Source organism: Gilliamella sp. ESL0254 (assembly GCF_013344985.1).
Taxonomy (GTDB): Bacteria; Pseudomonadota; Gammaproteobacteria; order Enterobacterales; family Orbaceae; genus Gilliamella; species Gilliamella bombicola.
This window is the reverse complement of the sequence record NZ_JAAEDU010000001.1, coordinates 761,242-774,281: the sequence shown is the minus strand read 5'-3', so window position 1 is coordinate 774,281 and position 13,040 is coordinate 761,242. Positions and strand designations below refer to the sequence as shown.

10 protein-coding genes and 1 tRNA gene are annotated in these 13,040 nt (G+C 33.1%); 6 read left to right on the top strand and 5 right to left on the bottom strand.

All coding sequences use genetic code 11. The annotated features are described in order from the left end of the window. Positions 1-3: 3 nt before the first annotated feature. From GYX25_RS03690 to GYX25_RS03675, 4 genes are all read left to right on the top strand, one after another. On the top strand, positions 4-267 hold the full coding sequence (locus GYX25_RS03690; RefSeq protein ID WP_174786753.1) for a DUF1289 domain-containing protein: 264 nt from the start codon (positions 4-6) through the stop codon (positions 265-267). A 120-nt stretch (positions 268-387) separates the two neighbouring features. Beyond that, on the top strand, positions 388-630 hold the full coding sequence (locus GYX25_RS03685; RefSeq protein WP_174786752.1) for a zinc ribbon domain-containing protein: 243 nt from the start codon (positions 388-390) through the stop codon (positions 628-630). 98 nt (positions 631-728) lie between these two features. Continuing rightward, positions 729-815, top strand: a tRNA-Leu gene (locus tag GYX25_RS03680). 252 nt (positions 816-1,067) lie between these two features. After that, positions 1,068-1,322, top strand: coding sequence for a hypothetical protein (locus tag GYX25_RS03675; protein WP_174786751.1), 255 nt, complete (start codon positions 1,068-1,070; stop codon positions 1,320-1,322). A gap of 10 nt (positions 1,323-1,332) precedes the next feature. Here the strand turns inward: GYX25_RS03675 and GYX25_RS03670 are convergent, their stop codons facing one another. The 3 genes from GYX25_RS03670 to cmoA form a co-directional block, all read right to left on the bottom strand. Beyond that, positions 1,333-7,368 (bottom strand): alpha-2-macroglobulin family protein, encoded by a 6,036-nt coding sequence (locus GYX25_RS03670; RefSeq protein WP_174786750.1) that lies wholly within the window; start codon positions 7,366-7,368, stop codon positions 1,333-1,335. 222 nt (positions 7,369-7,590) lie between these two features. Next, positions 7,591-8,559: a tRNA 5-methoxyuridine(34)/uridine 5-oxyacetic acid(34) synthase CmoB gene (gene cmoB, locus GYX25_RS03665; RefSeq protein WP_174786749.1), complete on the bottom strand. Its 969-nt coding sequence runs from the start codon at positions 8,557-8,559 to the stop codon at positions 7,591-7,593. Between the two features lie 36 nt (positions 8,560-8,595). Beyond that, positions 8,596-9,366 (bottom strand): carboxy-S-adenosyl-L-methionine synthase CmoA, encoded by a 771-nt coding sequence (cmoA, locus tag GYX25_RS03660; protein WP_174786748.1) that lies wholly within the window; start codon positions 9,364-9,366, stop codon positions 8,596-8,598. 402 nt (positions 9,367-9,768) lie between these two features. Here cmoA and GYX25_RS03655 point away from each other — a divergent pair, with 402 nt between their 5' ends. Together GYX25_RS03655 and rnd are read left to right on the top strand one after the other, a co-directional pair. Continuing rightward, positions 9,769-10,554 (top strand): metallophosphoesterase, encoded by a 786-nt coding sequence (locus GYX25_RS03655; protein ID WP_167349289.1) that lies wholly within the window; start codon positions 9,769-9,771, stop codon positions 10,552-10,554. Positions 10,555-10,578: 24 nt separating this feature from the next. Beyond that, positions 10,579-11,661 (top strand): ribonuclease D, encoded by a 1,083-nt coding sequence (gene rnd / locus GYX25_RS03650; RefSeq protein ID WP_091347045.1) that lies wholly within the window; start codon positions 10,579-10,581, stop codon positions 11,659-11,661. Positions 11,662-11,696: 35 nt separating this feature from the next. On the opposite strand, the gene GYX25_RS11320 is transcribed toward rnd, so the two are convergent. Together GYX25_RS11320 and mtnN are read right to left on the bottom strand one after the other, a co-directional pair. Then, complete coding sequence (locus GYX25_RS11320; protein WP_202983811.1) at positions 11,697-12,323, bottom strand: TRIC cation channel family protein; 627 nt, start codon at positions 12,321-12,323, stop codon at positions 11,697-11,699. Beyond that, the gene (gene mtnN, locus GYX25_RS03640) at positions 12,320-13,012 is read right to left on the bottom strand and encodes a 5'-methylthioadenosine/S-adenosylhomocysteine nucleosidase (RefSeq protein ID WP_091347043.1); all 693 of its coding nucleotides are present in this window, start codon (positions 13,010-13,012) and stop codon (positions 12,320-12,322) included. Before mtnN ends, GYX25_RS11320 begins: the two co-directional genes overlap by 4 nt. Between the last annotated feature and the right edge of the window lie 28 nt (positions 13,013-13,040).

The following is a 13,040-nucleotide window of genomic DNA, read 5'->3' as shown; positions in this document are numbered from 1 at the left end:
AAATTGGATCAGATTGAATTTTTTGATATTCCAAGCCCTTGTAAACGAGTTTGTGAAACTGATAAACAAGGCTATTGTATTACCTGCTATCGCTCAAGAGACGAACGCTTTAAGTGGTTAACTTTGAGTGATAGTCAAAAGCAAGATGTTTTGCGTTTATGCAAACAACGGGCAGCAAGGCGCCGTTATTTATTATCACAGCAACCACAACCACAACCACAACCACAATTAGACCCACTTACATCACAATTTGATCTTAATTTTTGAAATCTATTTATCTCTTTTTAATTGTATATTGTAATCTTGTGTAACTAAGAGTAGGATTTTTTATACGTATAAAGATGGCAATTATTGAGTCACTTTTTTAATTTTATTGGAATTTAGAATATGAAAATGTGTATTGCTTGTGGCATGCCAATGACGGCTATTGCTGATTATCCGTTGCTTGATATGTCTAAAAGATATTGTAAGCATTGTGCTCATAAAGATGGCACAATGAAAACATTTAATGAAAAATGGCATGAAGTCACATTACAATATGCTAAAAATTACAATATTGATAATGCAATAGCTAAGCAGACGGCTTATATAATCCTTAAAAAATTACCCGCATGGAAACCTAGATATTAGTTTGTTTTTTAGGCATATAAAGCACTTTACGATAATACTTGTTGCAGATATTGCAAAGCTAAGTATAATGCTAACGTTTACTTATTTACACGTTTAATGCCAGTGTGGCGAAATTGGTAGACGCAGCGGATTCAAAATCCGCCGCCCTTAAAAGCGTGTCGGTTCGAGTCCGACCACTGGCACCAAGTCCACAAAAAGAACTTCAGCTTGAAGTTGTTTTTTTATGTATAAAGCCTTCCAAAACAGTATTCTGCTATATTTAGCTTATTATTAACTGACCCAACCTCATTTTAAATTTATGATAACATCTGGCTCTTTTTAAAACCTTTAAAAATTAATGCGATGAAAAAATAAAACATTTTTTGTTGCTAGTCTGCAATATAACATTGGTTGGTTGTTTTGGTTCAGATAACTTTTAGTCTAGCTTAGTTGATCGTATGATTGACAACCCAACCCCGAATGAAATTAAAGTGATTGTTGATGTGAAGGAATTAACCATTCCAGCAAAATCAAGTGTGAATTATACATTTGAGTACGGTAAGCATACATTGTCTTACGGTAATCAATCGTTAAATTTTATAGCAAAACCTTCAACAACTGATAATTCTGGGTTAATTAATTCAACTCAAAGTAACTATATAATGGTTCTTTTATTGAAAAACGGGCATAAGCCCGTTTTAGTGAATGGTTAGTTGTAAATAACTATTGTTGTGGGATGATGCTTATCTTTTGTCCACCTTTTGATACAGCTTGAATCTCACGATTATACATTGCTTCTCCAAATGCAGGAGGAATACTGTAAGTTCCTATATTGGTTGCTTTGATCTGATAGGTAAATTCTTGTATTTTATTATTATAAGTTGAACCATAAATAATAACACGATCTTCACGTACATCTGTATATTCAGGATACCAAGTATGTTTTCCTGTTTTTATACCAATTGGTGAAACCCAACCATAATTTTCATCATAATCACCTTCTTCATAATCATCTTCTTCATAGTCATCGTATTCTTCATTATCTTGAATATATTCGTCAGAATCTTCTTCCTGAGAATCTATTGGTTGTTGTACTACTTCAAAACCACCTGGTAGTAAATCAACAATGGCAATATTAGTTGCACCTTCATCTGCTAGTGCTCGGATTCTAACTGTTACGTTAATTTTATCGCCAAGTTTGACTTGTTCAACAGGTTTGCCATCAAGATCAGTAAATTCACGATATACTTCAAGCCCCTCTTTAATTGGCTCTTTAGGGATATCTTTGTCATAACCTTGTTCGGAAAACATATACCAAGCAGGTAAGCTTGATTTATTAGTTATGTTTAATTGCGTATCTTGAACATTAAACCTACCTTTAGTCAAAATTCCATTTAAACTTGCAATAATTCTTTGTTTTTCTCCATCTTTTGATATTGCATTAATTTGAAGGGTATCTTTAGATAAATTTGATTGTTCAATGCTCTGTGAATAACTACTTAAAGCCAATATTGTCATTGCTGATGATTGAGTAGTATATTTTTGTTCATTCAGCATGATAACCATATTTTCTAATGCTTGCGCAGGAATATCTTTTACTTTTTCAGGAAAATGTTTGCCGATTAAATAGATTTTTCCTGCATTAACGACTAGTGGATCATAATAGTTGTTTAGCCACCAAGCACGATCATATGCAGCTTCTAATTGTTGCCAAACAGGTTTGATTAATTTATTTGCCTCTTTATCCATTTTTAACATTTTATAAGATGAAGCTAAATACATTGCCGTTATATCTTTTTTCCATGAATCTTCTTTTCGATTAAGATCGCTCATGGTAGAGGCTAAATAGCTTGTTGTTACTTTATTTTGCCTTGTTAATAAATAGATAGCATAAGCACGGACTCTTAAACCATAAGTACTATTATCTCTAGATACAGCAATTGTTTGCAGATATTTATTAGCATTATCAAGCATTTTTTTAGGTACTTTATAGCCCATTTCTTTTGCTTCAAGCATAAAGTTTACTGCATATAATGTAATAAAAGGATTAACATTGTAAGTTGAGTACCATAAACCAATTGCACCCTCACTATTTTGACGAGATTGCAACACTTGGAATAGTTCTGATAATGGTGCTATCCCTTCTTTCGAAGCCAGATCAAAATCACGATATTTACTCGCTATTAAAGCAGGAATTGCTCGACTTACAATCTGTTCTGAACAATAGTGTGGGTAGTCTTGTAAATAGGTGCTTAGGCCTTTACTTAGTATAAATGGTGAATAAGATGCGGCAGCTTCTCGTTTACTTAAGTTACTATACATGTTTCTAAAATCAGTAAACGTTTGTTTATGATCTTCCATTCTTCCCATTTTTGTGATTAATCTGTATTCAGTTAATGGCCTTATTGAAAGGCTAACATCACGTGTGATTGTAATATCATTATAGTTGGCTGAAAAGTGAAGATCGCTATTACCAAGTTTGTCGGTTGCCTTAAAATTAAATTTTAAAACTCCAGTTTTGCCATTAGCTAATTCAATAGCTTTGTTACTGTCGCCAATAATTGATAGGTTAGGGGATGTTGAAACCTTAATATCGATCGGAATGACTTTGTCTCCAATATTTTCAATCAGATTAGTTACATTTAGTGACACTTCAAACTCATCATCTGGTGCAGCAAAATATGGGGCATTAGGTTGTAAAACAATATCATTATGTACAGTTGTTGACATTTGAGTATGTCCCATTGTTTTATCACCAACCGATACAGCCATGATACGAATTTTGCCATTAAAATAATCAGGCACTTTATATTCAAAGGTTTTATCGCCATCTACATCAATAATACCTGACCAATAGGATACAGGTTCGTCTACTTTGCGTTTAAATGGATTTAAATGATTTGATAATACATCATCATTATCACCATCACCACCAGGAGCGGAAGCTGTCAACAAATGACGAAATTCTGGCAATATAAGATCTAAAATTTGTGAAGTTCTTACTGATAGTGCTTTTTTGCGTAAAAAGCTATTCAATGGATCTTTAAGTTTATAATTTGAGACCTGTAAAATTCCTTCGTCTACAGCAAATACAACCGCTTTTTGTGGCGTATTTGTATGTAACGTAATTGGCAGTGTATCTCCAGGTTTTATTAATGATGGTGCTTGTAATACGATTTTATCGTTAAATTGCTCATTTGAAATTTTGAATGGTATAACACCATAACTAAGTGGACTCATAAAAATTTCATCTGAATTTGGGTCACGAATAAATTGGACATTAATATAACCATTGCCACTAATGTCTTTCGGAAGTGTTATTTTTTGTACTGAGCTTGTGGTGTCTGTATGGAACCATTTCCAAGAATACACTTTGTCGCGTTCAATGGTAATAATACCACTACCTACATATGGTGCAGTGATTGAAACCTCTATTTCGTCACCCGGATTATATTGTGCATCTTTAATCTTTAATGTTAGTTCTGCATTACGATCTAAATCACGAGTAATATTAGCTGTACCCACAATAGAGTATTTGCTTTGGTAAAGTAACTCATCGTCTTTATTTCTAATTTGGATAATATAATTACCTGGATTTTTGCTATCTAATTCGTATGTTGTTTTTTCAGAACTAATCTTAAATGGCTGTTCTAATAGTACCGATTCTTTACGGCGTGATTCGTATTTATAAACCCCCGAAGGTTGTTTGACTAATACTGAAAGATATTTTTCTTCAATTAAAACAAGTTTTAGATCAGATAACTCTATTTTTTCTAGGGCAGGATTAATAGCTATAAAATCAAGATGACGAACCGAATCTTTATTAATGTATCTTAAATTACCATCAGCTTTTGCACCAACCAAATAATCATTTGGTGATACAAAGGTGCTTGCTGTTGCAGCAACACTTCGACCGCTATCTGGTTCAAAAACGTCTGTTAACATTCTTAATGTATAGTTGCCTTCAAAGCTTTGCATATTTTCATTAAGATCGATTTTTACTACACCATTTTCATCTGTTGTTTTGTCATCTAATTCAACTTTAAAACTATTTCTTCCCCCTGAAATGTTTTGATAAAAATAGTAGTCCTCATATTTTTTAAAATAAGGGGTTGAAGGTTCAAGAATCAATGTATTTGTTACTCGTCGATTAGCAGCATCTGTACCGAATAAGTTTTTGGCTTTGATTTCAGCCTGAATATCTTGAGGTTTTAACCACCCATCTTTTATCTCTGGTAATAATTTTAGGGATACGGTTGTTTTATCGGGTTCAAATTCACGAACAACAATTGAACTAGAACCTAACAATACCCGAGATTCATCATCATCATTTTTTAAATATAAATTAATATACCAATCACCAGTAGGGGACTCATAGTTGGTTTTATAGCTAAGCTCATTAAATCCTGATTTATCTAGTACAATTGGTTGTTTTAGTACTAAATTGGATTTTGGATCATAAATTTCTGCTTCTACAGTGATCCCTTCCAAGGAATTTTCCCAATTTTGTGCTCGAACTATGGTGCCAATGTGGAATGTATCACCTGGACGATAAATACCTCTATCTGAAAAAATATGTGAACGTAATTCTCCACCTTCTATGGTTTCACGAATACCACCTATATCAAAACGAGATAAATTTAAATTTCTTTCATAACTTTTGATTGGTAAAAATGATAAATCACGTCCTTTTTCAACAACATATAAAAGTGGTTTAATACCTTGATAATATTCAGATAATGGTGAAAAGTGGACATGGCCGTTACTATCAGTTTTTTGTGAAGTAATAGTGATTCCATTCATTCCCAATACTGAAACTTTAGCATTACTAATTGGTTCACCTGAGCTTATCGATTGAATAAATAGATCATTTGATTGATCAAGCGATTTTTTAGCTATAATTCCTAAATCAGTCACAACAATAAAACGAGATGCCATGAACTCATATTGAGTATCTTTCGTTTTTTTCCCATAAAGTCTTAATAAAAAGACACCCCGATTTTTATTACCGTTTGTATCGGCTGTTAAGTAACGAGTTAAATCGACATTGGTGTATTTTACTTCCTCTGGAGCTCCTGTAAAATCTTTAGTTATACTGTATTTTTCAACAAAATGATCATTATCAAGTTCACCAAAATCCATATCTTTAAATTCGTAGCTTTGATTAAACGCTACTAGATGTTGAAGTTGTGAAGGAATAACGCGATCCATTTCTAACTTCATTTGTTCTAAATTACGTGAAACGATTGGTAATTTTTTTTCGCCTGATAAGGATAGTAAAGAACCTGATGCAGCAAAATCAAGATAAGTTGGGTAACTAGGAACTGTCAATATTGTCTGATAATCTTGTTTTAAAAAATACCCTTCTTGAGAAGATAAAGGTTGATTAACCTCAATATATAATTTTGAGTTTTGTTCGGTTTTGAATTCAAAGCTAATTTGATTCTGATAAGTAAGTTCAGTATCAATTGGTTTCATTGATATTGGTGTTGCTTTTTCGAGTATTTCTGGTGTTACATTATATTTTATTTCGTATCTACCAGAAGTGCTATTGTTATATTTTTCATTATACGAACCATTTTTATTTTCAGGTAATTGCCAAACTTTGATTGCTTTTGATACATCTTCAGATCTTACTGCATGACTTAATGATAATACTAATACCTGCTGTATTTTTTCGTTGCTTTTTTCGACCAATGTAAGCTCTGTTTTTGTAACGCTTAAATGATATTTATCGGGTACAGTTACATTATTATTTATATCGTAATTCATTGCGCTACCACCTACAGCTGACATAACCCCCTTGTTAATTGTCATTTTTAAATAACCTTCTTTATCAAGTAAGGGAATAGGTGCACTCTTTATATATGCAATTTTGTCATTATCACCATAGGTTATAGTAAAATCGACATGGTTTAAGAATTTATCATAGTTTTTTTCGTAAAAACTGTCATATTTCTTGTCTTTTTCATAAAGTGATAAAACAATATTTTTTTCAAAACTTTGCTTATCAACAGGATGACTAAATTTGACTGTATTTATGACATTCCTAACATTAGTTTCTGTAGGATTGGAATAAAGCTCACCTCGATTTTTGAACTTATATTCGAAATCAGGAGAAATAAAGGATAAGGTTGCACTATTTTTTTCTAGTTCGTTGTTTTCAGCAAATAATTTTGACTTATCCAATATGACTGTATATTCGATACCAAGTGGCCACTTTCTCTCTTTTGGTATGAATCTTATTATTGAATCATTTGACCATGTCCATTTCCCCTCAATGTTTGGTGAAATGGTAATACCTTCTGTTATTTCATCTTTGTTGATTGATTCTAGGGGAATTGGTGGGCGTTTAGCACCGATGAATTGGATATATATTATACCGTCACTTGTACTTGGTGGGGTTAATTCAGCTGAATAGGTATTTATTACTACAGGTGCTGGTTCAATCGGTTTTGGACGATTTAAATACCAATGATAGGCGTAATTACCAGAAAAGTAAGCAATAAATCCCAAAATAATACTTGCACCAATTAAAGTTTTTATTTTTTTTAATGTAGAACCTACTGCATAGTAAAATCTTTTTGCATTAGGTAACCAATCTGGTGTTGACCATTTTATATCACCGATAATTGGACTAAATAACCAAAAAAATCCTTTTGCTAAAATTAATAAAAAAAGCAGAAAATAACTGATTATTTCCCAAGCCTTTTGCAAAATATAGAAAGGCAGTTGCAAGATTAATTTTAGTAATTCCATTATTTATTCCTATTCCTCATATAAAGATCTAAAAATCATTTTTTTATTATGTTTTATATTTAAATACGCATACTTTTCAAAATTTTAACAATTTTTTTATATTTTATTTTTAATATTATAACATTCTACATAAAAATACCACTTACAATACATAAAATGTAAATATTAAAAGGGATTGGATAATCATTTGAAATCCTCGGCATTTATAATTATTAATTCACTTTATTTCTTAGCAATAAAAACAGCCCGCATTGGAGCAGGGTAGCCTTCAATGGTTTTGGTTAAATCGGTTGGATCTAAAAAGTCTGCAAGTGAATCCGATGTCATCCATTCTGTTTTACGTTGTTCATCCAAACTGGTGAGTGATATATCAACCAGTTTTGCATCAGAAAATCCAGATTTTTCTAACCAATTAATCATTGTTGGAACAGATGGAATAAAATAAACATTCCGCATTTGAGCATAGCGTTCGCCCGGCATGAGTGCTGTATGTTCAGCACCATCAATGACTAATGTTTCAAGTACTAATTGACCATCTTCAACGAGTTGATCTTTTAATTGAAATAAATGATCAAGTGGCGACCTGCGATGATATAAAACACCCATTGAGAAGACTGTATCAAAAGCACCAAGTTTGGGTAGCTGCTCAATGCCAAGTGGTAATAAATGCGCTCTTTGATCGTTACCCAGTAATTTGCGAATAGCCTCAAATTGGCATAGGTAAAGTGCCATAGGATCAATTCCAACAGCGAGTTTTGCTCCTGCACCAATCATGCGCCATAAATGGTAACCACTATTACACCCCACGTCTAAAACAATTTTACCTTCTAAACTATCAATGTGATTAATTAAGCGTTCCCACTTCCAATCTGAACGCCATTCTGTATCAACATCAATACCATATAAGTGAAAAGGGCCTTTGCGCCATGGCATCATGTTTTTTAGTAGTTGAGTAATTCGTTGCTGTTCACCTATCGAGATAGGTTGTTCACTATTGACAGATACACTATGGAGTAAATCAATTTGATCTGGAATGATAGACGGTAAGTGTTTAATACTGTTGATCCATTGATTAAAACGGTTATCAATATTTTGATTTTGCCAGTTTGCCAGTTGTGCTGGTAATACTTCTAGCCAGCGACTCAGTTTATTTTTTGCGATAATCTGGTAAAAATCACCAAAATCAATCATTCTATTATCCTTATTTATTACACTTAAATTAACTTTTTATTTTATGGCAATAATCGAGCCAAAATTAAAGCATTGGAACCATGTATCTATATGTTTAAAACCAGCTTCAGACAGTCGCTGTTTATGTGTTTCAATTGTGTCTGTTAGCATGACATTTTCTAACATATTACGTTTTTGGCTGATTTCTAGTTCACTGTAGCCGTTAGCACGCTTAAAATCATGATGCATATTAAATAACAATTCATCAACAGTTGAATCACTAAAACTAAATTTTTCAGACAGTACTAAAATACCATTAGGATTTAATGCGCTGTAAATGTTATTTAAGATACGTTGGCGATTTGCGGGCGTCAAAAACTGCAAAGTAAAATTAAGTACTACCATTGACGCGTTTTGCATATCGAGGTTACAAATATCATCACAAATTACATCCACTGGCGTATTTGCTTTATATGATTCAAGGTGCCTTTTACAGCGATCAACCATGGGTTGGGAATTATCGACCGCAACAATATGGCAGTTTTCGTGATTAACATGACGACGAATAGATAATGTGGCAGCACCTAAGGAACAGCCTAAATCATAAATCGTTGAATTAGGCTGTACAAATCTTTCTGCTAACATGCCGATCATTGAGATGATATTAGAATAACCAGGTACGGAACGCTGCACCATATCAGGAAAAACTTCAGCGACTTTTTCATCAAATGTCCAATCGCCTAATTTATCAATGGGTGTCGAGAATAGCTGGTCTTTTTTGGTATCCATAAAACTAATTGGTACTATAGAAATTAATTCTGTTATCATATCATTTTTTTATATTCAATTGCTCGGATAATTATGGGTTTTGTCGATTTTATTACTATTGTTATAGCGATTGTTGTTAGTGTTTTAATAACTATCTATCTCGGAAAACGATGGCTATTTTGGTTTGATTTTAATTTGATCGGCTGTCATCGATTTATATATTGGATCGTTGTTTTTATAGCTGGATTATCGCTAATCTTTTCTAAAATATTTGATAATATATCAACTTATTGGCTGCCATTATGTTGTAATGTCATTATAGGTTTGATGATTTGTTGCGTTTTTACCTCACTTATTTTTGACATTGTACGTTGGCTTAGTAAAAAAAAGGTTAAACCCAATTTATGGCTTAAAATTGTTTATATTGTTGCCTCTGTATTATTGTTTTGTTTTGGTCACGAAATGGCAATTAATCCAAAGATTGTGCATTACCAAGTTAAAATTGATAAACCCGCAAAAGTTGAACATTTACGTATTGTTCAACTTTCCGATATTCATCTTAACGAACTAACGACGAATCGATTTATTCAACAAATGGTTGATAAAGTGAATAAACTTAATGCTGATTTTGTTGTGATTACGGGTGATACATTAGATAAATATTTAAAACCTTTTACACAAAATGGTTTCGATAAGCAATTTCAACAATTAAGATCAAAATATGGTACTTATATTATTTTTGGTAATCATGAATACTTAGCGACTAATCAAGAAAATAATAGAGAAGAAGATATCGTTAACGCTTTTAGGCAAGCCGGTATGAAAGTACTAAAGGATGATATCATTTATTTTGATGATATTGGGGTTACATTAGTGGGCCGAGATGATTTTTCTTCATTTCGTTATAATGTAAATAGGGCTTCACTGTCAGATCTTATCATGTTCACTAATACAGATTCGCCAGTTATTTTATTAGATCATCAACCAAAAGACCTTAATGAACCAGAAAAATTGGGGGTTGATTTGATGATTTCTGGGCACACTCATGCTGGGCAGATATTCCCTATCAACATTATTGAAAAATTAATGTATAAAAATACTTATGGATTCTATAGAAAAGAAGATGATCATTTTAACAGCATTGTGAGTAGTGGATATGGATTTTGGGGACCACCAATTCGCTTAATGACTCGTTCCGAAATCGTGGTAATTGATATCGTTTTTAACAAAAATACGCACAATGAATAAATATATTTGAACAGGAATTTGATTTTGTCTTATCAACTTATTGTTAGTAATGATCAGTTAGCTGATTATTGTTCAAAAATCGAAAATAGCTCGGCTTTGGCTTTAGATACTGAATTTGTTCGAACCCGAACCTTTTACCCTCATTTGGGTTTACTGCAGGTATTTAATGGCGAACATGCAGCGTTAATTGATCCAATTAATATTACTGATTGGCAGGCTTTCTTGGCTATATTAAATAATCCAACTATTGAAAAATATTTTCACTCATGTAGTGAAGATATCGAGGTCTTTTCTTATCATTTTGGCTGTGTTCCAACACCGATTGTCGATAGCCAGATATTGGCTTCTTTTCTAGATAATCCATTAAGTAGTGGTTATGCTAGTTTAGTAAAAAAATATTTAGAGGTCGAACTTGATAAGAGTGAAACCCGAACAGATTGGCTACAACGTCCATTAACTGAAAAACAGTGTAAATATGCCATTAATGATGTGTTATATCTTTTTCCATTAATTAATATTTTAAAGTCTCAGTTAAGCACTAACCATTATTTACAAGCAGCTTATCAAGAATGCCAAATGGTGGTTGCCCATAAATCGGAATTAATGGATCCAAATGATGCTTATTTAAATATTAAAAATAGTTGGCAATTGAAAGGGAAAAGTTTAGGACAGTTGTATAAATTAGCAAGCTGGCGATATAGATTAGCGAAAGAACACGATATTGCTATAAATTTTGTAGTACATGAAGAAGTATTATTGAAAATTGCACGCTATTCACCGACATCATTAGGAGAACTTGATAAGTTAGGTATGAAAGGAAAAGAAATTCGCTTGTATGGTCAAATAATTTTGGATCTTTTATCTACTCCCATACCTGAAGTTCAACCAATTCGCCGAGTTAATAGCTATCCTGATTATAAAAAAATTACTAGCGAGTTAAAACAAGCAGCACTGACTATTTCTTCACAAACAGGGCTTAGTGAGGATTTATTGCTTTCACGTCGATTAATCAATCAATACATAAAGTGGAAAATCGATAAAAAGGGGAATACGCCAGCATTATTAATAGGTTGGCGTAAACCTTTATTTGAGCAGTATTGTCTTTGATTATTGATTAAGTGTAGGTGCAGTTTGTGGTGCATTTAATGATTTTTCAATCCAACAATAGGCAAAGTTAGGTTACGATAAATAGCTAATAATCGAATAACCAGTGTAACTAAAATACCAATGAATGTTGAATATTCCAAAGGTAGTTTGAATGCATTATAGGCGATAACATGAATTGTTCCGCCAATGACGCAAGCAGTAGCATAGATGTCGGTTTTAAATACCATTGGGATGTCTCGAGCAAGTACATCTCGAATAATACCTCCACCTACGCCAGTCATCACTCCCATACAAACTGCCACTAAGCTGTTTACGTCAGAATAAATTGCTTTGTTGACGCCAATACCCACAAACACAGCAAGACCGATTGCATCTAATACAGAAAATAACCATTTAGGGACTATAACTGATGATGAGTAACGTAATAAGAGCATGGTGACTAATGAGGTGGTGATAGCAATATATAAATCAGTGGAATCAGTGATCCAAAAGATCGGCCCATGATTTAAAACAATATCGCGGATTGTACCGCCACCAATAGCGGTGATGACTGCTAGTACTAAGGCACCGATTGGGTCCATCTCTTTTTTAGCTGCTAATAATACGCCAGAAATAGCAAATACAATGGTACCTAATATGTCAAACCAAAAAAGATAACTCACGCAAGCTCACTTAACATTGATTCAACAATGAGTGATGATTGTGTTGCAGCTAACTTTAAAAAGGATTGGAAATCAACTGCAGATTCACTATCTCCATTATCCGAGATAGCGCGAACAACCACAAATGGTACTTTAAATAACCAGCAAACATGACCAATAGCTGCGGCTTCCATTTCAACAGCGATAGCATTCGGAAAAGTTTGTTTTATTCTTGCTAAATTACTTTTACCATTTATGAAAGCATCTCCACTACCAATTGAACCTTCAATCGCATTAACTCCGAGCTTTTTGATACAGATTTTAGCTAATGATTGGTATTTTTGATCAGCATCAAACGCTACAGGACAGCCAGACATTTGACCTGGCTTGTAACCAAAAGCAGTCAAATCAACATCGTGGTAAAAAACATCCTTTGAAACAATAATATCACCAATATTAAGGTCGGAAGATAATCCACCTGCCGAACCAGTGTTGATAACAGCATCTACTTTATAATTATTTAATAATAAAGTAGTACCTGATGCTGCAGCTACTTTACCAATACCAGATTGGAGCAGTACGATTTCACAACCAGCAATTTGACCTAAATGAAAATCACAACCTAAATAACGCTCAACGTGATAATGGGTGATTTTACTTTTTAATATGGCTACTTCTTCTTCCATTGCAGCAATAATAGCAATTTTCATACGATCCTCTTGGCTTAGTTTGGGTAAC

Coding starts and splice junctions, on each gene's coding strand:
- GYX25_RS03655 (WP_167349289.1), top strand. CDS start 9,769: ATGGCAATTAATCCAAAGATTGTGCATTACCAAGTTAAAATTGATAAA.
- GYX25_RS03675 (WP_174786751.1), top strand. CDS start 1,068: ATGATTGACAACCCAACCCCGAATGAAATTAAAGTGATTGTTGATGTG.
- cmoA (WP_174786748.1), bottom strand. CDS start 9,366: ATGATAACAGAATTAATTTCTATAGTACCAATTAGTTTTATGGATACC.
- mtnN (WP_091347043.1), bottom strand. CDS start 13,012: ATGAAAATTGCTATTATTGCTGCAATGGAAGAAGAAGTAGCCATATTA.
- GYX25_RS03685 (WP_174786752.1), top strand. CDS start 388: ATGAAAATGTGTATTGCTTGTGGCATGCCAATGACGGCTATTGCTGAT.
- GYX25_RS03670 (WP_174786750.1), bottom strand. CDS start 7,368: ATGGAATTACTAAAATTAATCTTGCAACTGCCTTTCTATATTTTGCAA.
- cmoB (WP_174786749.1), bottom strand. CDS start 8,559: ATGATTGATTTTGGTGATTTTTACCAGATTATCGCAAAAAATAAACTG.